Origin of the sequence: Kitasatospora sp. NPDC048194, assembly GCF_043202455.1 — a bacterium.
Lineage (GTDB): Bacteria > Actinomycetota > Actinomycetes > Streptomycetales > Streptomycetaceae > Kitasatospora.
On record NZ_JBIDAK010000008.1, the window covers coordinates 67,790 to 90,952 of the forward strand.

Below are 23,163 nucleotides of genomic sequence, written 5' to 3' on the forward strand. Positions count from 1 at the left end.
CGGGAGGGGAGGGGGTCAGGTCAGGTACTGGCAGGTGTCGCGGCGCAGGAAGGCGCCGTGCCCGGCGCGGCCGAGCCAGCGGCCGTCGTCGAGGACGACGGTGCCGCGCGAGAGCACCGTCCGGGCCCGGCCGGTCAGTCGGCGGCCCTCGTATGCCGAGTAGTCCACGTTCATGTGGTGGGTGGCGGCGGAGACGGTCTGCACCGCGGTGGGGTCGTAGACCACCAGGTCGGCGTCGGCGCCCGGGGCGACGGTGCCCTTGCGCGGGTACAGGCCGAACATCCGGGCCGGGGTGGTGCAGGCGATCTCGATCCAGCGGCGCCGGCCGATGTGCCCGTCCACCACGGCCTGGTGGAGCAGGTCCATCCGGTTCTCCACGCCGGGGAGGCCGTTGGGGATCTTCGAGAAGTCGCCGCGACCGAGCTCCTTCTGGCCGACGTAGCAGAACGGGCAGTGGTCGGTGGAGACCACCTGGAGGTCGTTGGTGCGCAGTCCGCGCCAGAGCGCCGCCTGGTGCTCGCGGGGCCGCAGCGGCGTGCTGCACACGTACTTGGCGCCCTCGAAGCCGTCCGCGCCCTCCTCGGCGAGGTTGTCGGTGGAGAGGAAGAGGTACTGGGGGCAGGTCTCGCCGAAGACGTTGAGCCCGGTGTCGCGGGCCCGGGCGAGTTCCTCCAGGGCGGAGGCGGCGGAGACGTGCACCACGTACAGCGGGCTGCCGGCGACCTGGGCCAGCTTGATCGCCCGGTGGGTGGCCTCGGCCTCCAGCAGCTCGCGGCGGACCTCGCCGTGGTAGCGGGGGGCGGTGCGCCCGGCGGCGAGGGCCTGTTCGACCAGGACGTCGATGGCGATGCCGTTCTCCGCGTGCATCATGATCAGCCCGCCGTTGGCGGCACCGCGCTGCATGGCGCGCAGGATGCGGCCGTCGTCGCTGTAGAAGACGCCGGGGTAGGCCATGAACAGCTTGAAGGAGGTGGACTCGCCGGAGTCGACGAGCGCGTCCATCTCCTTGAGGACGGCGTCGTTGACGTCGGAGACGATGGTGTGGAAGGCGTAGTCGATCGCGCAGTTGCCCTCGGCCTTGGCGTGCCAGGTGTCCAGGCCCTCGCGCAGTGAGCCGCCGACGGGTTGGACGGCGAAGTCCACGATGGTGGTGGTGCCGCCCCAGGCGGCGGCGCGGGTGCCGGTCTCGAAGGTGTCGGAGGCCGCGGTGCCGCCGAAGGGCAGTTCCATGTGGGTGTGGGCGTCGACGCCGCCCGGGATGACGTACTGGCCGGTGGCGTCGATGACGGTGTCGGCGGTCCAGGCCCCGGCGGCCGCGCTGCCGGTGGCGGCCAGGGCGGCGATGCGCTCGCCCTCGATCAGGACGTCGGCGTGGAGCTCGTCGGTGGCGGTGATGACGAGGCCGCCGCGGATGACGGTGCGCTGGTGCGGGTCGCGGGTGGTCATCGCGGTGCTCCTCAGGCCTCGGCGAGCGGTCCGTAGGCGTCGGGGCGGCGGTCGCGGTAGAACTGCCACTGTTGGCGGACCTGTTCGATCAGGTCGAGGTCGAGGTCGCGGACGACGAGTTCCTCCTCCTTGTCGGAGGCGACGTCGCCGACGAACTGGCCGCGCGGGTCGACGAAGTAGGACGTGCCGTAGAAGTCGTTGTCGCCGTACTCCTCGGTGCCGACGCGGTTGATGGCGGCGACGAAGTACTCGTTGGCGACGGCGGCGGCGGGCTGTTCGAGCTGCCACAGGTAGGCGGAGAGGCCGCGGCTGGTGGCGGAGGGGTTGTAGACGATCTGCGCGCCGGCCAGGCCCAGGGCGCGCCAGCCCTCGGGGAAGTGGCGGTCGTAGCAGATGTAGACGCCGACCTTGCCGACGGCGGTGTCGAAGACGGGCCAGCCGAGGTTGCCGGGCTTGAAGTAGTACTTCTCCCAGAAGCCCTTGACCTGCGGGATGTGGTGCTTGCGGTACTTGCCGAGGTAGCTCCCGTCCGCGTCGATCACGGCGGCGGTGTTGTAGTAGACGCCGGTCTGCTCCTCCTCGTAGATCGGCACCACGACGACCAGGCCGAGTTCACGGGCGAGGTCCCGCATCCGGCGCACGGTCGGGCCGTCGGGGACGGCCTCGGCCCAGCGGTAGTGCTCGGGCTCCTGCACCTGACAGAAGTACGGGGAGTTGAAGACCTCCTGGAAGCCGATGATCTTCGCGCCCTGGGCGGCGGCCTCGCGGGCGTACCGCTCGTGGAGTGCGATCATGCTCTCCTGGTCGCCGGTCCAGCGGGTCTGGACGAGCGCGGCACGGACGATCTGCGACATGGGTACCTCCGCAACTGCGCGGTCCGGCCGGAGGGCCGGGCCCGCGGTCTGAGGGTTGACGGGGCGGGTCTCACCTGCGGCCCCGCGCGGGACCACAGCCGGTCTACGTGCGTAGAAAGCGGTCTGTCGACGGTAGGCCGGGCTTCGGTGGCCTGACAATACGTCGGCGGTAACGCGTCTGGGGCGATCTCGTTACGCGGACACGCGGGCGGTCGTGGGTGGGATGAAAGGCTCATCTACCCCGCTGGTGCGCTTCTCACTCATGGGCGGCGCTCCCTGCTCGCCCGAGCGACGGCGGCCGGGCCGCGCCGCCGGACGCCGGCCGCCGGGCCGAGGATGAACGGGCTGCAACAAGCCGGTGTCCCGGCTTGACTTCCTCCGACGTGCTCGGAAAGGATCCGGTGCATGGAATCGGGCACCACTCTGGTCTGCCGCCTGCACGTCGACCTGCGACGCCAGGCGAGTTCCATCTGTGCCTGTTGACCCTGCCCCTTCCCGCCGGTCCCGCCCTGTGACGTCCGCCAGGGCCCGCGCCGCGCACCCGTACCCGCAGTTCTGACTCCCGCCCGCCCGACGGCAACCGCGCGCCGTGCCCGGTGGTGCCGGGTGGCACCGCCGACCCGCCCCGGCCGGGCCGCACCGCCACCGGCACCCGCCACCACCGCCGCGGACCGGGCGCACCCCGCCGACGTTCCCGCCGCACCCGAGGACGCCCCATGAGCCTGCCCCTCGCCCCCGAGACCCCGGCCCCCGCCACCGGGACACCGCCCACCGACGACCCGCTGAGCCCGCGGGCCCTGCGCGGCATCGTCCGCGAGCTGGCCGAGCAGCCCGAGCAGTGGATCCACCTGGTCCGGCTCTCCACCGAGGAGCGCTGGTACCGGCGCCTGGTGGCGGAGGCCGACCACGAGGTGTGGCTGATCAGCTGGCTGCCCGGGCAGTTCACCGGCTTCCACGACCACGGCGGCTCGCGCGGCGCGTTCACCGTCGCCCTCGGCGAGTTGGAGGAGCTGTCCCTCGGCGGCCCGGACCAGGGCCTGCTGATCCGCCGGGTCCCGGCCGGCACGGCCCGCGCCTTCGGCCCGGAGTACGTGCACGACGTCCGCAACACCGCCTCCGGACCGGCCGTCACCCTGCACGCCTACTCGCCCCCGCTCAGCTCCATGGCGCACTACGATCTGCGGGCCGGCGGGCTCGTCCGCACCTCGCAGGAAGGACCGGAGCAGTGGTGACCACGATCGACGACCTGGTGGCACGGGCCCGGGAGGGCGTCCACCGCCCGCAGGCCCGGGAGGCGCACCAGGCGCAGTTGCGGGGCGCGCTGCTGGTGGACATCCGCCCCGCGGCGCAGCGGGCGGCCGAGGGCGAGATCCCCGGCTCGCTGGTCATCGAGCGAAACGTCCTGGAGTGGCGGCTCGACCCGACGGGCAGTCACCGCATCCCCGAGGCCACGGGTTACGACATCGAGGTGATCGTGGTCTGCTCCGAGGGCTACGCCTCCAGCCTGGCCGCCGCCTCGCTGCGCGAGCTGGGGCTGCTCCGGGCGACCGACCTGGACGGCGGCTTCGTCGGCTGGGCGGCCGCCGGACTGCCGACCCGCCCCGGCGGCTGAGGGCCGGCGGCTGCCGGGGCGGGCGGCCGTCGGGGACCCGGGTGCGGCCGAGCGGATCGGCAACCCGTCGCGACGCTCGCCCCGAGGTGAACTGACTGACCGTCGGCGCGGCGGAGAACGGCTCGATCCGGGCTGGATCCGGTGCCGGGCCGAGGCCGACCCGGGCTCGACGGCGTGTGCCGTACGGTAAATCACGGACAGGAGATGACGCAGGTCATAGTCTGATCAGAGTTTCCGCCGGTCTGAAGCTGGGCAGCCACGCGGGCGGAAGAACGCCCGGGCGGTCGGAGCCGCCGCCAACCGGACGACCCGACCGTACGACCCCGACCGACCAGCCCGACCCTCGGCCCGAGCACACGGCCCGACCGAACGACACAGACCGAACGACCGAACGACACAGACGCCGCCACCCCGGGGCGCCCTGACGAGGAAACACCCCGTGATCAGATTCGACGGCGCCGGCAAGCGCCACCCCGACGGCACCATCGCCGTCGAGGGCCTGGACCTGGAGGTCCCCACCGGTCGGATAACCGTCCTGGTCGGACCGTCCGGCTGCGGCAAGACCACGCTGCTGCGCATGGTCAACCGGATGATCGAGCCCACCTCGGGCCGGGTCCTGCTGGACGGTGCCGACGTCGCCGGCCTGGAGCCCGCCAAGCTGCGCCGCGGCATCGGGTACGTGATCCAGCAGGCCGGGCTCTTCCCGCACCGCAAGGTGATCGACAACATCGCCACCGTCCCCTACCTCCTCGGCTGGGACCGCAAGAAGGCCCGCGCCCGGGCCGCGGAACTGCTCGAACTGGTCGGGCTCGCCCCGGAGACCGCCAAGCGCTATCCGTTCCAGCTCTCCGGGGGCCAGCAGCAACGGGTCGGCGTGGCCCGCGCGCTGGCCGCCGACCCGCCGGTGCTGCTGATGGACGAGCCGTTCAGCGCGGTCGACCCGGTGGTGCGGGCCGGGCTCCAGGAGGAACTGCTGCGGCTGCAGTCCGAACTGCACAAGACGGTGCTGTTCGTGACCCACGACATCGAGGAGGCCGTCCGGCTCGGCGACCAGGTCGTGGTGCTGCGCGAGCACGGCCGGATCGCCCAGCTGGCCGACCCGCACACCCTGCTCACCGCCCCCGCCGACGACGGCGTCGCCGCCTTCCTCGGCCGCGACCGCGGTCTGCGCGGTCTGGGGCTGCGCCCCGCGAGCGGCGTCCGGCTGCGCCCGCTGGGCGAGGCCGTCCGGTACGACGGCTGGGAGTTGACCCTGGACGACGAGCTCCGCCCGATCGGCTGGATCGACCGCGGCGCCGTCACCGCCGGCCTGCAGCCGGTGGCCGCCTACCACCCGGACCGCGACACGCTGCGCACCGCCCTGGACGCCGCCGTGCTCTCACCGGCCGGGGTCGCGGTGGCGCTGGACGCCGAGGGCCGGGCGGTGGGCACCGCGAACCGCGAGGCGATCCTCGCCGCGCTCGCCCCCGCCGACCGGCCCGAGGGCACCGCCCGGAAGGACATCGGGACGGACGGAGCCGACGGTGGACGATGAACCGATCGTCCGCTGGTACTGGATCGGCGACCACCTCGGCTACCTCGGGCACCTGCTCGCCGACCACGCCCTGATCGCCCTGGTGCCCGTCCTGATCGGCCTGCTGCTGGCCGTCCCGCTCGGTCTGGCCTGCGCCCGGTTCCCCCGGCTGTACCAGCCGCTCTCCGCCGTCTTCAACATCGTCTACGCACTCCCCTCGCTGGCCGTGTTCGTGGTGCTGATCCCGTACACCGGGCTCGCCACCCAGGCCACCGTGATGATCCCGCTCACCTTCTACGCCCTCGCCGTGCTGCTGCCGACCACCGTGGACGGGCTGCGCGCCGTGCCCGAGGCCGTCCGGCAGGCGGCCACCGCGATGGGCTACGGGCCGTGGCACCGGCTGACCGCGGTCGAACTGCCGGCCGCCACGCCGTACCTGATCGCCGGGCTGCGGGTCGCCGCGGTGTCCAGCATCTCGCTGGCCAGCGTCGGCGCGCTGGTCGGGCGCGGCGGCCTCGGCTACCTGTTCATCGACGGCTTCCAGCGGACCTTCCCGACCCCGATCGTGGCGGGCATCGTGTTGATCGCCGTGCTCGCGCTGGCCGTCGACCTGCTGCTGGTGGCCGCGCGGCGGCTGCTCGCGCCGTGGGCCGTCCGGGAGAAGGGGGCGGGCTCGTGAACTGGCTCGACTGGCTGAGCGACTTCTTCTCCGCCCCGGACCGCCGCAGCGGCCCGGACTCGATCGTGCACCGGGTGAGCGAGCACCTGCTGCTCTCCGGCGAGGCCCTGCTCTTCGCCGCCCTGCTGGCGGTGCCGCTCGGTCTGCTGATCGGCTACACCGGACGCGGCGTCACCGCCGTCACCGCGCTGGCCGGCGCCGCCCGTGCGCTGCCCACGCTCGGCCTGGTGACGCTGGCGGTGCTGCTCGCCGGGGTCGGCGACACCGCCGTGCTGGTCCCGCTGGTGGCGCTCGCCGCCCCACCGCTGCTGGTGGCGGCCGTCGAGGGCGTGCGGGGCACCGATCCGGACGTCCGGGACGCCGCACGCGGCATCGGGCTGACCCACCCGCAGGTGCTCTTCCAGGTCTGCCTGCCCTCGGGGGCGCCGACCCTGCTCGCGGGCTTCCGCACGGCGACCGTCCAGGTGATCGCGACCGCCACGGTGGCCGCCTATGTCGGCCTCGGCGGCCTCGGCCGCTACGTGATCGACGGCCTGGCCACCCGCCAGTACGCGGTGACCGTGGGCGGCGCCCTGCTGGTGGTGCTGCTGGCGGTCGGCGCCCAGCTGTTCTTCGCCCTGCTGGCCCGGTTCGCGCTCCCGCCCGGGGTGCGCGCCCAACGCCAGGCCCGTTGAGGCCCTCCTCCCCATCCGCTCCGGAAGGACAACTGTCACCATGTCGACGATGAAGAGAGGCCGGCGCGCCGTCCTCCTCGCCACCCTCGCCGCGCTCGCCCTGGGCGCCACGGCCTGCGGCTCCTCCTCCAGCAGCAGCAACCCGCTCGGCGGCGGTTCGAGCTCCGCGGCGGGCGCCGGGGCCACCGGGGCCGGTGGCGGCTCCGGCTCGACGGTCGTGGTCGGCTCGGCGAACTTCCCGGAGAACGTCCTGCTCGGCTCGATCTACTCGCGGGCGCTCAAGGCCAAGGGCGTCAAGGTCCAGGAGAAGTTCAACATCGGCAGCCGCGAGGTGCTCTACGGCCAGCTGCAGAGCGGCAACCTGACCGTCCTGCCCGAGTACAACGGAGCGCTGCTCGCCTACCTGGACTCCCGGGCCACCGCCGTCACCACCCAGGACGTGAACGCGGCACTGACCAAGGCGCTGCCCGCCTCGCTGGGCATCCTCGACTCCTCCCCCGCCGAGGACAAGGACTCGCTCAGCGTCACCCAGGAGACCGCCGACAAGTACAACCTCAAGAGCATCTCCGACCTCGCCGCCAAGGCCGGGGAGTTCACCATCGGCGGCCCGCCGGAGTTCAAGTCCCGCCGCGAGCAGCAGTTCAAGGACGTCTACGGGCTGACCTTCAAGGAGTGGAAGCCCACCGCCGACACCACGGCGAACGCGCTCAAGGACGGCGGCGTCCAGGTCGGCAACGTGTTCACCACCGACCCGAAGATCGTCCAGTACAAGCTCGTCCCGCTGACCGACCCGAAGAACGTCTTCGGGGCGCAGAACGTCACCCCGCTGGTCAACAAGGCGGGTGTGGACGCCACCGCGACGGCGGCGCTGAACGCGGTGTCGGCCAAGCTGGACACCGCCGGACTGACGGCGCTGATGAAGCGGGTCGCGGTCGACAAGGAGGACCCGTCGACGGTGGCCGAGGACTGGCTGAAGGCCAACGGGCTCGCCTGATCCGACGGGACGCGCGGGCAGGGCCCGCCGCCCCCGGCCGGGCGGCGGGCCTTCCCTTCGGCGCCGCGAACATGACAGTGTGGCGCCCATGCGCACTCGTCTCCTCGCCGCCACCCTCACGGCACTCGCCGCGGTGAGCCTCGCTGCCTGCTCCAGCTCGGGATCGGGCGCAGGCTCGGACAAAGCCACCACCGCGGCCGGTTCCCCCACCTCCGCCGCCGCGGCCGCCGCCTCGAGCGGCTCGCCCGCCTCGCCCGGCTCGACCCCCGCAGCCCCCGCACCGTCGGGGACCGGCGCCGCGGACGGTACCACCGGAGCGCCCGCCGGCTCCCCGCCCGGCGCCTCCGCGCCCGGCCCGGACGCCTCGGCCCCGGCCAAGCCCGCGCCGCCCGCCGACGCCGGGCTGCCCCCCAAGCCGGACGCCGACGCCACCGGCAAGGTCGTGGCGGCACTGAACGCGATCGACCCGGCGATCGTCGGCGGCAAGCCCGACCAGGCGGTGGAACAGGCGCGCAAGCAGTGCCAGTCGATGTACCAGTTCCCCAAGGACACCGCGAAGCTGGTCGAACTGGCCGATCGGAACTTCACCTCGCCCGACCACCCGCAGGGTTTCGGCCCCGACACCGCCGCGAAGATCAACGACGCGCTGCGCGCCACCCTCTGCCCGTCGCCGCGGTAGGAGCTTTCGCCCCAGAACCGCCCAGCCCCTGGAACCGCCCGGCGTCCTGAGCGCCGGGCAGCCGTGGCCGCGCCCCGCCCGCCGGGTGCGCGGCCACCGGCGTTTTCCGGCTCGTCCGCCGCCTTCGCCGGCCCGGGCCGTATGCTGACGAACAGTTAGGTCTCTTGACAGACCTATGGTCTAGTCCAACCATATGCATGTCGATCCGACCGGAATGCACTGTGGGGGTGTGTCCACCGGCGGCTGAGGCACCGCCCTGCCCCGCTCCGCCCCCGCCGCGTACGGCGTGCGCACGTGCGCACCGTCGCCCGCCTCCGCGCGAGTGGCGGGCACCCGTACACCCCCGTGTCCGCACCGAGAGCCGGACCGGGGCCCGCCCGGCCGACCCCACACGGCCGCCGACGCCCCGACCGCGCCCGATTTCCCCAACGCCCTGCCCCACCACGCCTGTTGGAGGACCCATGCGTCTACGCAGAACCGTCCAGGCCGCGCTGACGGCCTGTGCCACCCTGGCCGCCTCGGCCGGACTGGTCGCCGCCGGAACGGGCAGCGCCCAGGCCGCCACCCCGCTCCCCAGCCGGGTGTTCGCCCCCTACTTCGAGGCCTGGACGGGCCAGAGCCCCGCCACGCTGGCCTCGCAGTCCGGCGCCAAGTACCTGACCATGGCCTTCCTTCAGGCCGCCACCAAGGGCTCCTGCACGCCGTACTGGAACGGCGACACCTCGATGCCGGTCTCCTCCTCGACCTTCGGCTCCGACATCGCCGCCATCCGGGCCAACGGCGGGGACGTCATCCCCTCCTTCGGCGGCTACACCGCCGACAACACCGGCACCGAGCTGGCCGACAGCTGCACCGACGTCAACCAGATCGCGGCCGCCTACGAGAACCTCGTGACCACCTACGACATCAGCCGGATCGACCTCGACATCGAGGACAACTCGCTGACCAACACCGCCGGGATCGACCGCCGGAACAAGGCCATCAAGCTGGTGCAGGACTGGGCCGCGACCAAGGGCCGCACCGTCCAGTTCTCGTACACGCTGCCGACCACCACCAGCGGTCTGGCCGACAACGGTCTCGCGGTGCTGAGGAACGCGGTCAGCAACAACGCGCGGATCGACGTCGTCAACATGATGACCTTCGACTACTACGACGGCGCCACCCACGACATGGCGGCCGACACCCAGACCTCCGCGCAGGGCCTGTACAACCAGCTCGCCAAGCTCTACCCGTCCAAGACCCCGGCGCAGCTGTGGGGTTCGATCGGGATCACCGAGATGGTCGGCATCGACGACTACGGCGCGGCCGAGACCTTCACGGTGGCGAACGCCGCCACGGTCTACAACTGGGCGGTGTCGAAGGGCATCAACACGCTGTCCTTCTGGGCGCTCCAGCGCGACAACGGCGGGTGTCCGGGCAAGGGCGGCGACGACTCCTGCTCCGGCATCAGCCAGAACACCTGGGACTTCACCCACACCTTCGCGCCCTTCACCAGCGGCTCGACCACGACCAACGACTTCTCGGTCGCGGTGAACCCCGGCTCGGGCACGGTCAAGGCCGGTTCGTCCACCTCCGCGAGCATCTCGACGGCGGTGACGGCCGGTTCGGCGCAGAGCCTGAGCCTCTCGGTGAGCGGCACCCCGTCGGGCGTCACGGCCGGGGTCAGCCCCGGCAGCGTCACCGCGGGCGGCAGCGCCACGCTCACCGTCTCCACCACCTCCGCGGCCGCGCCGGGCACCTACCCGCTGACCGTGACCGCCACCGGGCCCTCCGGCAGCCACAGCACGAGCTACTCGCTGACCGTGACCGGGACCGCCCCGTCCACCGGCCTGGTCAACGGGGACCTGGAGACCGGCAGCCTGGCGCCCTGGACCTGCCAGAGCGGCGGGGGCGTGGTCTCCAGCCCGGTCCACGCCGGCTCCCACGCCCTCCAGGCCGCGGCCGGCGCGAGCCAGACCGGTGAGTGCGGGCAGAGCGTGACGCTGAAGCCCAACACCAGCTACACCCTGAGCGGCTGGGTGCAGGGCAGCTACGCCTACATCGGCGTCAGCGGCGGCGCCACCGCCAGCACCTGGACCCCGGGGTCTTCCGGCTGGACCAAGCTGTCCGTGCCGTTCACCACCGGCGCCTCCGGCACCGTGACGGTGTACCTGCACGGCTGGTACGGGCAGGGCAGCGTCTACGGGGACGACTTCTCGGTCGCCTGACGGTCGAGGCCGGGCAGCGGGAGTTGCCACGGGTGACGGCTGGCGGGTCTCAAGGCCTGTCAGCCGTCACCCGTTCGCCGTTCCCCCTGCCCCGCCGCCCGTCCGGCGTCCGGCGCCCGCCGTGGTCGTCGCCGTCGCCGTCCGGCACAGGCACAGCGTCACGTACGCCAGCAGCGCCAGCACCCCGCACGCAAGCACCACCACCGCCAGCAGCACCGCCGACGGCCGTCCGCCGAGACTGCTCAGCGGTGCGACCAGCGCGCCGCACAGGAAGTTGCCGGTCCCCAGCAGCGCCGAGGCCGTCCCCGCGACCCGCGGCTCGACCAGGCTCAACGCCTGGGCCGCCGCGTTCGGCAGGACCACCCCGAGACCGCCCATCAGCACGAAGAGCGGCACGCAGAACCCGACCAGCCCGAGGTCCCACACGCCCGTCAGCAGGACCAGCGCCACCCCCGCCGCCAGCACCACGGCAAGGCCGCCCAGCATCAGCGCCCGCGCCGTGAACCGCGCGGCCAGCACCCGCCCGTTCAGCTGGGTCACGACGACGATCGACAGCGAGTTCATCCCGAACAGCAGGCTGTAGGTCTGCGGCGAGACCTGGTACACCTGCTGCAGCACCGTCGACGACCCGCTGATGTAGCCGAACAGCGCGCCGAAGGACAGCGAACTGGTCAACGCCAGCCCCAGGAAGGGCAGTCGGCGCAGCAGCCGCCCGATGGTCCGCAACGCCGCGCCCACCCCGCCGCCGTCCCGGGCCTGCGGCGGCAGCGTCTCGCGCAGCGCGCCGAACGCGGCCAGGGCGAGCAGCAGGCCGAGGGCCGTCAGCGCGCCGAAGGTGCCGCGCCACGAGGTGAAGCGCATCAGCTGGGCACCGATGATCGGGGCGAGGATCGGCGCCAGTCCGGATATCAGCGCGATCGAGGCGAGGAAGCGCAGCATCGCCACGCCCTGGAAGCGGTCCCGGGCGACGGCCCGCCCGATGACCAGCCCCGCCGAGCCCGCCGCGCCCTGGACGAAGCGGGCGGCGATCAGCACCGCCAGGTCCGGCGCGAGCACGCACACCACGCTCGACACCGTGTAGACGACCAGTCCCACGAGCAGCGGCGGGCGGCGCCCGAAGCGGTCGCTGAGCGGACCGAACAGGAGCTGGCCGGCCGCGACCCCGAACATCGAGGAGGTGAGGGTGAGTTGGACGGCCGCGGGTTCGGCCGTCAGGTCCTCGGCGATCGCGGGCAGGCCGGGGAGGTAGAGGTCGGTGGTGAGCGGGCCGAGGGCGGCGAGGCCGCCCAGGACCGCGATCGTCGCCCGGCCGGCAGCGGCCCGGCCGATGACGGAGGAGGTTCCGGGCGGGGCTGCGGGAGCGGTCGACGTGTCGCCGCCGGGGCCGACGGTCGGTCCTGGCATGGCTCTCCTCGGGGACGCGATGACGGGGATTCGTTCGCGATCCGTCCTATCGCAGTCCGGCCGGAAAGACGACGGCGGGGGCGTGCCCGGGTCGCTCCTCCCGGCGGCCGACGGCCACCCGCCCGTGGTCCGCGCCACCCGGTTCGCGCGGCGCGCCTCCTACCGCGATCCCCACCGCCTGCGCCGCGCGCCGCGCCTGCTGACGTACGCCACGCCTGCTGCCGCGCGCACGACGACGGCCCGCCCGCACCTTCCGGTGCCCGGCGGGCCGCTTCACGCCCGGCCGGGACGGCTGATCCGGGGTCGGCGTCCGGCCGGCGGCCTCAGTCCTTGGCGACGCGCTCGGCCCGCAGGGCCGCCTGCAGGGCCGCGCCGTCCTGCCACGCGAAGAGCTGGTTGCCGGTGAGGGTCACGTCGTAGTGCCCGCAGGTGCCGGACACCTTGGCCGCGACGTCCTCCGGGAACCAGCCGGCCCTGAGCGAGACCGGGATCGGGTGCGGCCCCTTCCCCGGCGCTCCGGCGGTGCAGCCGGCGGGCAGTCGGCCGTCGGGGAGGGTGGCGCGCAGCAGGCGGTCGTCGCCCGTGGTGGACATCAGGTACTTCACCGAGGAGGCGTTGTCCGGCAGCCAGGACGGCATCGAGCGGCGGTCGGCCTTGGCCTGGGAGCCGCTCTCGTACGAGGCCTGCTCCTGGTGCCGCCCGTCCCACCACTCGGACACGCGCGGGCCGACTGCCACGGCCGCCACGGCGACGGCCATGCCGGTACCCGCGACTCCCAGCGCGACCTTGCTCACGATGCCCTTCATGTCCGACTGCCCTCTCGTGTCCGGTGCCGATGTGTCGGTTTCCGGCGGGCCGTCACCGGCCCCGCCGGACCCGTCCCGCGGAGCTGTCCGCCGTCCGGGTGTCCCTATCGTGGCCCGGGCGGCACCTTCGGATCGTCACCACGAGGTCGTGGCCTCGACTCCGACCCACGGGGTAGCGTCTCCACCTTCAGGCGTACGTCCGGCCGCCCTGCCCCTGGTTGGCCGCTCGGGCTCGCGATCGAGCCTGACCCCATCGCGCGCCCGCCGCAGCCCCGCCTGCTGCACTCGGAGCAGGCGCCACCTTCGAAGCAGCTCCACCGGACGGACCCACCGGACCGACCCGCCGGACGGCGCGGCGACAGGTCAGGACAGCGCGGGCACCGGCCGGGCCACCGGGAAGGGCCGCCCGTCGAGGGTCCAGTGCGGATCGATGGGGCGCAGCAGGGAGGCGTACACCTGGGCGGCGACGTCGGGGTGGCGGATCTCCCCGGTGGGCGGCCCGGCCGGGATGCCGTGCCCGGCGCAGGCGATCCAGGCGGTCCGCTCCTCGCCGCTGCGGCCGCCGTGGCCGCCGGCGTCGACGTGTCCGTGGTCGGTGACGACGATGACGGTCCACTGCTCCTCGGCGTGGGTGGACCGGCCGCGGACGGCGTCGAGCAGCCGGCCGAGGCGCTCGTCGGCGGTGCGCATGGAGGCGCGGTACTCCTCGCCGCAGCCGAGGAAGTGGGCGGTCTCGTCGACGGCGCCGAGGTAGACGAAGGAGGCCTCGGGGTCGGCGGTGGAGAGGACGTGCACGGCCTCCCGGGTGACCTCCTCGTCGACGGCCTCCCAGGCCTCGGGGGTGTCCTCGGCCGGGGCGACGTACGAGAGCCTGCCGGGAGCGCGGAACAGCGGACCGCCGGACTCGTTGATCATCAGCGGGTCCCAGCCGGCCGCGACGAAGGTGCGGCGGCGGTCGCCGCGGTTCAGGCGGGTCGCGAAGTCGGGGAAGACGTCGAGCCGGTTGCCGGCCAGGTGGTTGCCCCAGACGCCGTGCTTGGCGGGCTCGACGCCGGTCACGATGGTGGCCCAGCAGGGCCCGGACATGGTGGGCGTGGTGTCCGCGACGGTCACCGGCACCAGGAATCCGGCCTCGGCGACCTCCTGGAGCCGCGGCATCGCCACCTCGGCCAGGTAGTCGTGGCGGACTCCGTCGATCCCGACGACCAGCACGCGGGGACGGGGCCACGGGGCTGCGGACATGGTGGGGCTTCCTTTCGGTCGTGCACGCCCGGCCGCGCCCGCCGAGGGCGCCGCCGACCGCGCCATGCTTCACGGCCTGCCGTACCGCCCGGCATCGTCGCATCGAACAGCAGGTGTCCGGGAGGTGTCGGGAAGCCGGAAGGCCGCCGCCGGAGGGCCCCCGGTGCTCCGGTGCTCCGCCACCGCGGCGCCCAGGCGCCCCCCCTCCCCCTCCCCCTCCCCCGTGACCGCACCCGTCGTTCAGGCCTGTGGCCGGAACTCGTGGACGACTTCGATCCGGCCGACGATGTGCCGGTTGAACTCCGCCAACTCCTCCGCCGGGACCCAGAGCTCGAGGATCGTCCGACCGCCCGCCCGTTGCACGGGGTAGCGGGCGAGGAAGTCGCTCTCGACCCTGAAGCGCGTGGCGTAACCGGCACCGGAGGCGGGCACGTTCCAGTCGCGGGCGATCCGGATCGCGTAGTCCTCGTTGAGGACGGGATAGAAGATCGGCTGCTCGGGCAGCCGGGGCGGCCAGGCGCGCCAGTCGGCGGCCTCGACCAGCGCCAGCTCCTCGGGGCCGGTGGGGCGCCAGAGGGTGGTGGTCGGGGGCGTCGGGGTGTCCTGGCCGTTCATGGCGGGAACGGTAGCCGGGCCGACGGGGCCCGGCCACCGGGTTTCCGCTGGTCGCCGCGGGCCTGCGGGGCCGTCAGCGGTAGGCCGACTCGCCCGTGATGGCCTCGCCGAGGACCAGGGTGTGGATCTCGCTGGTGCCCTCGTAGGTGAGCACCGACTCCAGGTTGTTGGCGTGCCGCAGCACCGGGTACTCGGTCGTGATACCGTTCGCGCCGAGGACGGTCCGGGCGCTGCGGGCGACCTCCAGGGCGGTGCGGACGTTGTTCAGCTTGCCGAAGCTGATGTGCGGCGGGCGGGCCGCACCGTCCTCCTTCAGCCGGCCGATCCGCAGGGCCACCAGGTAGGCCTTCTCGACCTCGAGCATCATCTCGACCAGCTTCTGCTGGGTGAGCTGGAACCCGGCGATCGGGCGGTCGAACTGGATCCGGGTCCTGGCGTAGTCGAGGGCGGCGGTGTAGCAGTCGCGGGCGGCGCCGACGGTGCCCCAGAGGATGCCGTAGCGGGCCTCGTTGAGGGAGGAGAGCGGTCCGCGAAGTCCGGTGACCCCGGGCAGGACGGCGTCGGCGGGCAGCACCACCTCGTCGAAGGCGAGCTCGCTGGTGACCGAGGCCCGCAGGGAGAGCTTGCCGTGCACGTCGGTGGCGGTCAGGCCGCGGGTGCCGCGCTCGACGAGGAAGCCGCGCACGCCCTCCTCGGTCTGCGCCCACACCACGGCGACGTCGGCGATGCTGCCGTTGGTGATCCACATCTTGCTGCCGGACAGCACCCAGTCGCCGTTCGGGCCGCCCTTCCGGACGGCCCGGGTGCGCATGTTGGCCGGGTCCGAGCCGAAGTCGGGCTCGGTGAGGCCGAAGCAGCCGATCAGTTCGCCGGCCGCCATGCCGGGCAGCCAGCGCTGCTTCTGCTCCTCGGAGCCGAAGGCGTGGATCGAGCGCATCGCCAGCGAGCCCTGGACGGAGACGAAGCTGCGCAGCCCCGAGTCGGCCGCCTCCAGTTCCATGCACGCGACCCCGTAGGCCACGGCGCCGGCGCCCGCGCACCCGTAGCCGTCGAGGTGCATGCCGAGCACGCCGAGGGCACCGAGTTCGGGGGCGAGTTCACGGGCCGGGAAGACGCCGCGCTCGAACCAGTCGCCGATGTGCGGGCGGATCCGGTCCTCGGTGAACGCGCGGACGGTGTCACGGATCAGCCGCTCCTCGTCGGAGAGGAGGTCACCGACGGCGAGCAGGTCGGACGGGTCGATCCGGGGCGGCTTCGTCATTGAAGCTCCTTGTACTCTCAGCGGGATACCGGGGAGTATCCCGCAACCGGCCCGACCTCGGGCGGCCGCGAAGGCGTGAGGAAGACGACACGGGCCGGGGTGCGCCCGGGCAGGTCCAGCCCGGCCTCACGCCACGCCGCACAGCCGCAGCAGCGCGGCGGTGGCGGCGCCCGCGACGACCACCACCGGGAACGGGGCCCGGCGCCAGGCGAGCACCCCGGCGACCAGGACGCCCGCCGGCCGCGCCCACCCGGCGAAGCCGTGGCCCTGGGTCAGCGCGCCGGTCGCCACCAGGGCGACCAGCAACACCGCCGCCGCGACGGCCAGCAGGTGCCGCAGCCGCTCGGACAGGGCCAGCCGGTGCCCGAGGAGCGGCCCGGCGATCCGGTAGGCGTACGTCCCGGCCGCGAGCAGCAGGATGGCGTAGAGCGGCATCATCGGACCTCTCCCTTCGCGGCCCCGACGGCCGTCACGGCACCCCCGGCCGCCGTGGCACTGTCGGCCGCCGTGGCAGTGTCGGCCGTCGCGGCACCCCCGGCACCCTCGGCAGACGTCCCGGTGGTCCCGGCGGCCCCCGAGGACGCGTCCCCCGCTCCCGGCCGCCCGGCGAACAGCAGCCCGACCAGCGCCAGCAGCACCGGCAGCCCGGCCGGCAGGTACGGAGTCGCCCCGACGGCCACGACCGCGCCCACCAGCGCCGCCGTACGGGTCCGGCGGTCGGTGAGCGAGGGCAGCACCAGCGCGAGCAGCACCGCCGGGAAGGCCGCGTCCAGGCCCACCGCGTCCGTGTCCCCGATCAGCCCGCCCGCGAGCGCCCCGAGCGCCACCGCGAGGTTCCACACCACGAACAGTCCGACGCCGCAGATCCAGTAGACCGCCCGGCGCCGGCGCGGCTCGTGCTGCTGGAGCGCGAACGCGGCGGTCTCGTCGGTGAGCAGGTGCGCGCCCAACAGCCGCTGCCACCACGGGCCTCGGAGGACATCGCCGACGGCGAACCCGAACGGCAGCATCCGGGCGTTGAGCACCAGCCCGGTGGCGACGGCCGCGAGCGCGCCGCCGCCGGACAGCACCACGCCGACGGCCGCGAACTGCGAGCCGCCCGCGAAGACGAGGACGGAGAGCGCGATCGGCACCCAGATGGGCAGGCCACCGGAGATGCTGATCGCGCCGAAGGAGGCGCCGACCAGGGCGTCGGCGAGACAGACGAGAGCGATGTCACGAAGCGTGGCACGCTCCACTGTTCGGACTAGCGAACGCATGTACAACAGGGTGAACCCCGCAGCGCCGTTCGTCAAGGCGAACGAACCGGACGACAAGACGAACGGTCGGGGCGCTCGCGGCCGACCGTGGCAGCATGAACGGCACCAACCACCGCATCCGAGGGAGCCGGAAGAAAGCGTGAGTGGCGAGCATGAGTGACCAGACCGCCCAGCCCGCGGGCGTCAACGGGTCCGGCACGGAGCTGATCGGCCAGATCGCCGCCTCCATCCGGCGCGAACGCGAACGCAGCGGGCTGTCGATGACCGAGCTGGCCCGGCGCGCGGGCATCGCCAAGTCGACGCTGTCGCAGCTGGAGTCCGGCGCGGGCAACCCCAGCGTGGAGACGCTGTGGGCGCTCGGGGTCGCGCTCAACGTGCCGTTCAGCCGGCTCGTCGACCCGCCGCGCCCGACCGTCAAGGTGCTCCGGGCCGGGGAGGGCCCGGTCACCCACTCCGAGCAGGCCAACTACGCGGCGACCGTACTGGCCTCCTGCCCGCCGAACGCCCGGCGCGACATCTACCGGATCGAGGCCCAGCCGGGCGAGACCCGGGCCTCCGACCCCCACATGCCCGGCACCGTCGAGCACGTGATGATCGGCTCGGGCCGGGCCCTGGTCGGCCCGGCCGAGGCGCCGGTCGAACTGGGCCCGGGCGACTACATCAGCTACCCGGGCGACGCCCCGCACGTGTTCCGCGCGCTCGACCCGGACACCCTCGCGGTGATCGTGATGGAGCACATCTGACCGTCGGCCGGCCCGGGACGGCCCGGGGCTGCGCCTAGCACCATCGCGCCGCCCGGTTCGGGGGCGCGCCCCGCCCGGTCCGGGGGGCCGCCCCGGCCGGCTACCTCAGCAGCCCGTCCAGGAACGGGTTGCCGAACACCCGGTGCGGGTCGTACCGGTCCAGCACGGCGACCGCCTCGTCCCAGCCCGGCCCGCCGCCGGACCGCAGGCTGTCCGGGATGACCCGGCCGATCACGTCCGGGTCGGACCAGGCCGCGTCGGCGGTGTAGGCCCAGCCCTTGGACCACTCCACCCGCAGGCCCGCCCGGGTGCCGTCGAAGGTCCGCAGCAGCCACTGCTCGAGGTCGCGGGCGAAGCGTTCCAGGCCGGGGGTGCCGGGGAAGGCCAGCACGTCGAGCCAGATCGCGGTGTCCCAGTCGGGCTGGTCGGCCCGGGGCCGCAGCGCGGACAGCAGCGGGGGCCGGGCACCAGGGACGCCCGCGTACCCGGGGTCGTCCAGGCCGGTGACCCGGATCTCCACCGCGCCGTTCACCGGGAACTGGCCCCGGGCCTGGTACTCGGCGAGCAACTTTCGGTACTGGTCCGCGAATTCACTGACCACCCACTGCAGGTCGGCGCGCGCGGCCAGGACCGCGTAGCCGTTGGCGGTGACCCGCAGGGTGGTGGGCCGGACGTACTGCAGCAGGGCGCGCGACGGGCCCCAGAGGTCGGAGCGCAGTCCTCCGGCGAGCAGGTGGGTGATCAGGTCGCCGGTGAGCAGGTCGCGCAGCAGTCCGCCGGAGAGCAGGACGTCGGTGAGGTCGCCGGTGAGCGCCACCTTGGCGACGAGGTACTGGAGTTGGCCGAACAGCGGGGCGGAGGCCCAGGCGCCGCCGACGATCTGGCCGGCCAGCCGGGCCACCGGCTCCGGGACGTTGTCCGAGAAGGGGTAGTTGTACGGCTGGTCGACGGCCCGGGAGGCGAGCGGCTTGGTCGGGGTGACGGTCCAGGTCTTGAGCCACGGGTACTCGGTGTAGGCGAACCAGATCGCCTCGACCCGGCCGTCCCGCTCGACGAAGTCGGCGAGGGTGCGCGGGCCGGCGCCGCCCGACGGACCGCCACCCAGCACTCCTCCGAGCACTCCCCCGAGCAGGCCGCCGCCGCTGCCGGAACCGCCGCCGGAGCCGGGCCGGGCGAACAGTTCGGAGGCCGGGATGTCGAGCCGGCTGACGCAGCGCAGCGGCCGGTCGGCCCCCGCCCGCAGCACCACCTCGGTGAGGAAGGCCCGTCCGAGGTGCACCAGGAAGGCGGCGCTGTCCGCCTCGGCGCGGTCGAAGGTGCGCAGCGCGTAGCGGCCGGTGGCGGGGTCGAGGACGACAGCGGTGAGCCGGACCACCTGGTTGCTGACCGACCCGTAGCCGTGGCCGTCCGGCAGCAGCTCGCCGCCTGCGGGGGCGGCCGTGCCGTGGCCGCCGATGGCGAGCACGCCGCCCACGGTGAGGTCCCCGGGGGCCGGGCAGGCCGTCAGGCCGAGGCCGCGGTCGGCGAGATGGGCGAGCAGCGCCTCCATGCTCGCGCCGGTCTGGGCCCGGACGGTGGTGGCTGAGTCGGCGGTGAGCGCGGTGAGGTGCCGGCTGGTGTCCAGGAGCAGGACGCGGGCGTCCTCCGGGGTGCCGTCGGCGACGGTGAGCGGCGCCCAGGTGTGCCGGTAGCCGGTGGCGCGCAGCCGCCAGCCGTTGGCGTGGGCCCAGTCGGCGAGCGCCGGCACCTCCTCGGGGGTGCGCGGTGCGCAGGTCCACAGCTGGTCGGTGCGGATCTCGCCGGACCAGTTCTGGAAGACCCGCTGGTAGAGCTCGGTGCCGGCGGGCAGCCCGGGCGGTACGGGCGTGGCGGCCTCGGCGCCGTCCGGACCGACGGTGCCGCGCAGCAGCCAGGCCGCGCCGCCGAGGGCCGAGGCGCCGAGCAGCTGCCGCCGGCTCAGGCCGCTCCCCCGGCCGGGGGCCTCCCCGCCGCCACGGCCGCGCCGGCCCCGGCCCGGGCCGTCCGCCTCGCCGTCCCCGTGCCGTTCCGTCCGCCCTGTGGCCATCCCGGTCCGCCCCCTCCGCCCCCGCACTGGTGCCCCCGGGCCGCGCCGCGGCGCCTCGGGGGTGGGCCGGTGTCCGCCCGGCCCCGCCCAGGAGCGTACGAAGCACCGCACAGCCGTCTGAGCGAACCGGCCGGGATGTCACTCCTTCGAGTGATCATGTGACGAACGGCTGCGAACCTCACCCGCGGAGGCAGGGGGTCAGTGGTAGCCGGTGGCCCAGTGCCCGGCGCGTGGTACGGCTGCCGGATCGGTCGTCCGCGGGTGGAATACCCGGGGCCCGCGCGCGGCTGCCATGATCGGCAGACCGGAGGATCGGCGGACCGACGGGCCGCAACGGATCCGTCGGCCGGTGACCCGTGACCGGGCCGATCGGCCCGTACAGGAGGTGCAGCGCGCGATGGGTGACGAGCGGGAGAGGCCGCAGGAGTACCGGGTCGAGCACGACTCGATGGGCGAGGTGCGGGTGCCGACCGCCGCGAAGTGGCAGGCGCAGACGCAGCGGGCGGTGGAGAACTTCCCGGTGTCCGGCCAGCGGCTGGAGCGCGCGCACATCGCCGCGCTGGCCCGGATCAAGGCGGCCGCGGCCCGGGTGAACGCCCGCCTCGGGGTCCTGGACGAGGAGACGGCCGCGGCGGTCGCCGCGGCGGCCGAGGAGGTCGCGGACGGCCGGTGGGACGACCAGTTCCCGGTGGACGTGTTCCAGACCGGCTCCGGCACCTCGTCCAACATGAACGCCAACGAGGTGATCGCCACCCTGGCGAGCGAGCGGCTGGGGCGGCCCGTCCACCCGAACGACCAGGTGAACGCGAGCCAGTCGTCCAACGACGTGTTCCCGTCCTCGATCCACATCGCCGCGACCGCCGCCGTCACCCACGACCTGATCCCGGCCCTTGAGCACCTGGCGGAGGCCCTGGAGCGCAAGAGCGTCGAGTTCGCGCAGGTGGTCAAGTCGGGCCGCACCCACCTGATGGACGCCACGCCCGTCACCCTCGGCCAGGAGTTCGGCGGCTACGCGGCGCAGGTGCGGCACGGGCGGGAGCGGCTGCTGGCGACGCTGCCCCGGGTCGCCGAGCTGCCGCTCGGCGGCACGGCGGTGGGCACCGGCATCAACACCCCGCCCGGCTTCCCGGCGGCCGTGATCGAGGAGGTGGCGCGCGCCACCGGCCTGCCGCTGACCGAGGCCCGGGACCATTTCGAGGCGCAGGGAGCGCGCGACGCGCTGGTCGAGCTGAGCGGTCAGCTGCGCACGGTGGCCGTCGGGTTCACCAAGATCGCGAACGATCTGCGGTGGATGGGCTCCGGCCCGCGCACCGGCCTCGGCGAGATCAACCTGCCGGACCTCCAGCCGGGTTCGTCCATCATGCCGGGCAAGGTGAACCCGGTGCTGCCCGAGGTGGTGCTGATGGTCGCCGCCCAGGTGGTGGGCAACGACTCGACGGTGACGCTGGCCGGCGCGAGCGGCAACTTCGAGCTGAACGTGATGCTCCCGGTGATCGCCCGCAACGTGCTGGAGTCGGTGCGGCTGCTCGCCAACAGCGCCCGGCTGCTCGCGGACCGGACGGTGGACGGCATCACCGCCAACGTGGAACGGGCACGGGAGTACGCGGAGTCCTCGCCCTCGGTGGTCACGCCGCTGAACCGGTACATCGGGTACGAGGAGGCGGCGAAGGTCGCCAAGCAGGCGCTGGCCGAGCGGAAGACGATCCGTCAGGTGGTGCTGGAGCGCGGGTACGTCGAGCGGGGCGACCTCACCGAGGAGCAGCTCGACCGGGCGCTGGACGTGCTGCGGATGACGCACCCGTAGGGCCGGCACGACCGTTCCCGGGCGGACGTGCGCCGGGGCGCGGGGGGCTCGCGCCCTCCGTGCCCCGGACACGGGCTGCGGGGAGGTTCAGCCCTTGGCGCGGCCGGCGCGGCCGCGCCGCATCGCTGCTCCGTTCGACGTGATCGTCGCCATCGAGATCGCCGCGAGGCCGAGCAGGAACATCACCGCACCGACGATGACGCAGGTGACGATGTTCTTGCCGTGTGCGACGGAGCCCGAGACGGCCCAGGGGGAGATGATCGTCCACACACCGAGCGCGGCGGCCGCCCAGGCCCGTGCGTGTGTCCGTTCGTAGGCCGAGCCGTAGCCGGCCATCAGCAGCGTGTAGGCCAGGCCCACGATCAGGCAGGTCACGGTCAGCGTGCTGAACGCGGTGAAGCCGACGATCCACGGCGACGCCGCGAGGAAGAGGCCGGCCAGGACGGCCAGGGCTTCCACGCCCTGGGCCCGCGGGGTCGAGGTGACCCGCTCGTAGTGCTCCCGGAGTTCGACGATGTCCGGGTGGTGCTCCATGCCGGTCGGCATATGGGTTGCCACCGATACCACCTCCTGTGGTTCCGGACCATGGAAGGGGGGTCATGCCCCGTACCCATTCTGGCTCTTCTCCATGGTTTTGCACCTGATAGTCGGGAATGACCGATAACCATCCGGTCACGCCGGTGAGCTGCGTCTCACCACTCCGCGGGCCCATTGCCTATGCAACTCGTTGCATAGCAGGATGCGGGCATGGCACTGGAGCACGCGATCCTCGTCTCGCTGCTGGAGCAGCCCGGCTCGGGCTACGAGCTGGCCCGGCGCTTCGACCGGTCCATCGGCCGCTTCTGGACCGCCACCCACCAGCAGATCTACCGGGTGCTGCGGCGGATGGAGGCGGACGGCTGGATCGCCGCGCAGGAGGTCGCCCAGGACGGCCGCCCGGACAAGAAGGTCTACTCGGCGGCCGGGCCCGGACGGGACGCGCTGGCCGCCTGGCTGCGCGAGCCGGTCGAACCGGAGACCGTGCGGCACGAGCTCGCGGTCAAGATCCGCGCCGCCGCCTTCGACGACCCGGGCGCCCTGATCTCCGAGGTCGAGCGGCACCGCGAGAGCCATGCCGCCCTGCTCGCCCGCTACCTGCACGGCGAGCAGCGGGACTTCCCCGACCTCTCCGCACTCGACACCCGGCAGGAGCTCCAGCACGTGGTGCTGCGCGGCGGCATCGAGTACGAGCGGATGACCCTCGCCTGGCTGGACGACGTGCTCGCCACGCTGCGCCGCCTCTCCGCCGGAGGCTGACGGCCGCCGG

Annotated in this window: 23 protein-coding genes; 12 read left to right on the plus strand and 11 right to left on the minus strand. The window is 73.7% G+C overall.

What is annotated here, in order from left to right:
- Positions 1-15: 15 nt before the first annotated feature.
- Entirely contained in the window at positions 16-1,446 is a 1,431-nt protein-coding gene (hydA, locus tag ACGF07_RS12850; protein ID WP_392897907.1) for a dihydropyrimidinase, read from the minus strand.
- Positions 1,447-1,457: 11 nt separating this feature from the next.
- On the minus strand, positions 1,458-2,300 hold the full coding sequence (locus tag ACGF07_RS12855) for a nitrilase-related carbon-nitrogen hydrolase (RefSeq protein ID WP_350736393.1): 843 nt from the start codon (positions 2,298-2,300) through the stop codon (positions 1,458-1,460).
- A gap of 405 nt (positions 2,301-2,705) precedes the next feature.
- Between ACGF07_RS12855 and ACGF07_RS12860 the strand changes: the two genes are divergently transcribed.
- From ACGF07_RS12860 to ACGF07_RS12900, 9 genes are all read left to right on the plus strand, one after another.
- Positions 2,706-2,783 carry a putative leader peptide gene (locus ACGF07_RS12860; RefSeq protein WP_350736542.1) on the plus strand — a complete coding sequence of 26 codons (78 nt, stop codon included), beginning with the start codon at positions 2,706-2,708 and terminating at the stop codon, positions 2,781-2,783.
- Positions 2,784-3,016: 233 nt separating this feature from the next.
- Positions 3,017-3,532: a cysteine dioxygenase gene (locus ACGF07_RS12865; RefSeq protein WP_392897910.1), complete on the plus strand. Its 516-nt coding sequence runs from the start codon at positions 3,017-3,019 to the stop codon at positions 3,530-3,532.
- Positions 3,526-3,912, plus strand: a complete 387-nt coding sequence (locus tag ACGF07_RS12870; protein ID WP_350736387.1) for a rhodanese-like domain-containing protein — start codon at positions 3,526-3,528, stop codon at positions 3,910-3,912. Before ACGF07_RS12865 ends, ACGF07_RS12870 begins: the two co-directional genes overlap by 7 nt.
- A gap of 439 nt (positions 3,913-4,351) precedes the next feature.
- Entirely contained in the window at positions 4,352-5,446 is a 1,095-nt protein-coding gene (locus ACGF07_RS12875; protein WP_392897913.1) for an ABC transporter ATP-binding protein, read from the plus strand.
- Positions 5,436-6,104 carry an ABC transporter permease gene (locus ACGF07_RS12880; RefSeq protein ID WP_350736382.1) on the plus strand — a complete coding sequence of 223 codons (669 nt, stop codon included), beginning with the start codon at positions 5,436-5,438 and terminating at the stop codon, positions 6,102-6,104. The genes ACGF07_RS12875 and ACGF07_RS12880 overlap by 11 nt, the downstream gene beginning before the upstream one ends.
- On the plus strand, positions 6,101-6,778 hold the full coding sequence (locus tag ACGF07_RS12885; protein WP_350736379.1) for an ABC transporter permease: 678 nt from the start codon (positions 6,101-6,103) through the stop codon (positions 6,776-6,778). The genes ACGF07_RS12880 and ACGF07_RS12885 overlap by 4 nt, the downstream gene beginning before the upstream one ends.
- A 49-nt stretch (positions 6,779-6,827) precedes the next feature.
- The gene (locus ACGF07_RS12890; RefSeq protein WP_392897918.1) at positions 6,828-7,772 is read left to right on the plus strand and encodes an ABC transporter substrate-binding protein; all 945 of its coding nucleotides are present in this window, start codon (positions 6,828-6,830) and stop codon (positions 7,770-7,772) included.
- Positions 7,773-7,860: 88 nt separating this feature from the next.
- Positions 7,861-8,451 carry a hypothetical protein gene (locus tag ACGF07_RS12895; RefSeq protein ID WP_392897921.1) on the plus strand — a complete coding sequence of 197 codons (591 nt, stop codon included), beginning with the start codon at positions 7,861-7,863 and terminating at the stop codon, positions 8,449-8,451.
- A gap of 461 nt (positions 8,452-8,912) precedes the next feature.
- Positions 8,913-10,658, plus strand: a complete 1,746-nt coding sequence (locus ACGF07_RS12900) for a glycosyl hydrolase family 18 protein (protein WP_392897924.1) — start codon at positions 8,913-8,915, stop codon at positions 10,656-10,658.
- Between the two features lie 66 nt (positions 10,659-10,724).
- Here the strand turns inward: ACGF07_RS12900 and ACGF07_RS12905 are convergent, their stop codons facing one another.
- The 7 genes from ACGF07_RS12905 to ACGF07_RS12935 form a co-directional block, all read right to left on the minus strand.
- Positions 10,725-12,062 carry a multidrug effflux MFS transporter gene (locus ACGF07_RS12905; protein ID WP_392897927.1) on the minus strand — a complete coding sequence of 446 codons (1,338 nt, stop codon included), beginning with the start codon at positions 12,060-12,062 and terminating at the stop codon, positions 10,725-10,727.
- Between the two features lie 323 nt (positions 12,063-12,385).
- On the minus strand, positions 12,386-12,868 hold the full coding sequence (locus ACGF07_RS12910) for a hypothetical protein (RefSeq protein ID WP_392897930.1): 483 nt from the start codon (positions 12,866-12,868) through the stop codon (positions 12,386-12,388).
- A gap of 363 nt (positions 12,869-13,231) precedes the next feature.
- Positions 13,232-14,110: an alkaline phosphatase family protein gene (locus tag ACGF07_RS12915; protein WP_392897933.1), complete on the minus strand. Its 879-nt coding sequence runs from the start codon at positions 14,108-14,110 to the stop codon at positions 13,232-13,234.
- A 240-nt stretch (positions 14,111-14,350) separates the two neighbouring features.
- On the minus strand, positions 14,351-14,725 hold the full coding sequence (locus tag ACGF07_RS12920) for a hypothetical protein (protein ID WP_392897936.1): 375 nt from the start codon (positions 14,723-14,725) through the stop codon (positions 14,351-14,353).
- Positions 14,726-14,798: 73 nt separating this feature from the next.
- Entirely contained in the window at positions 14,799-15,986 is a 1,188-nt protein-coding gene (locus ACGF07_RS12925) for an acyl-CoA dehydrogenase family protein (RefSeq protein WP_350736354.1), read from the minus strand.
- A 126-nt stretch (positions 15,987-16,112) separates the two neighbouring features.
- Positions 16,113-16,421, minus strand: a complete 309-nt coding sequence (locus ACGF07_RS12930; protein ID WP_392898252.1) for an AzlD domain-containing protein — start codon at positions 16,419-16,421, stop codon at positions 16,113-16,115.
- A complete protein-coding gene (locus tag ACGF07_RS12935; RefSeq protein ID WP_392897940.1) occupies positions 16,421-17,245 on the minus strand; it encodes an AzlC family ABC transporter permease in 825 nt (274 codons plus the stop codon). The genes ACGF07_RS12930 and ACGF07_RS12935 overlap by 1 nt, the downstream gene beginning before the upstream one ends.
- Positions 17,246-17,397: 152 nt before the next feature.
- Between ACGF07_RS12935 and ACGF07_RS12940 the strand changes: the two genes are divergently transcribed.
- Complete coding sequence (locus ACGF07_RS12940; protein ID WP_350736346.1) at positions 17,398-17,988, plus strand: XRE family transcriptional regulator; 591 nt, start codon at positions 17,398-17,400, stop codon at positions 17,986-17,988.
- A 100-nt stretch (positions 17,989-18,088) separates the two neighbouring features.
- Here ACGF07_RS12940 and ACGF07_RS12945 read toward each other — a convergent pair whose 3' ends face one another.
- Positions 18,089-20,053, minus strand: coding sequence for a cholesterol oxidase substrate-binding domain-containing protein (locus tag ACGF07_RS12945; RefSeq protein WP_392897943.1), 1,965 nt, complete (start codon positions 20,051-20,053; stop codon positions 18,089-18,091).
- Positions 20,054-20,450: 397 nt separating this feature from the next.
- On the opposite strand from ACGF07_RS12945, the gene ACGF07_RS12950 reads away from it, so the two are divergent.
- Entirely contained in the window at positions 20,451-21,857 is a 1,407-nt protein-coding gene (locus ACGF07_RS12950) for a class II fumarate hydratase (RefSeq protein ID WP_392897946.1), read from the plus strand.
- 87 nt (positions 21,858-21,944) lie between these two features.
- Here the strand turns inward: ACGF07_RS12950 and ACGF07_RS12955 are convergent, their stop codons facing one another.
- Positions 21,945-22,415, minus strand: a complete 471-nt coding sequence (locus tag ACGF07_RS12955) for an SPW repeat protein (RefSeq protein ID WP_350736338.1) — start codon at positions 22,413-22,415, stop codon at positions 21,945-21,947.
- Between the two features lie 189 nt (positions 22,416-22,604).
- Between ACGF07_RS12955 and ACGF07_RS12960 the strand changes: the two genes are divergently transcribed.
- Positions 22,605-23,153 carry a PadR family transcriptional regulator gene (locus tag ACGF07_RS12960; protein ID WP_350736335.1) on the plus strand — a complete coding sequence of 183 codons (549 nt, stop codon included), beginning with the start codon at positions 22,605-22,607 and terminating at the stop codon, positions 23,151-23,153.
- The last annotated feature ends 10 nt before the right edge of the window (positions 23,154-23,163 follow it).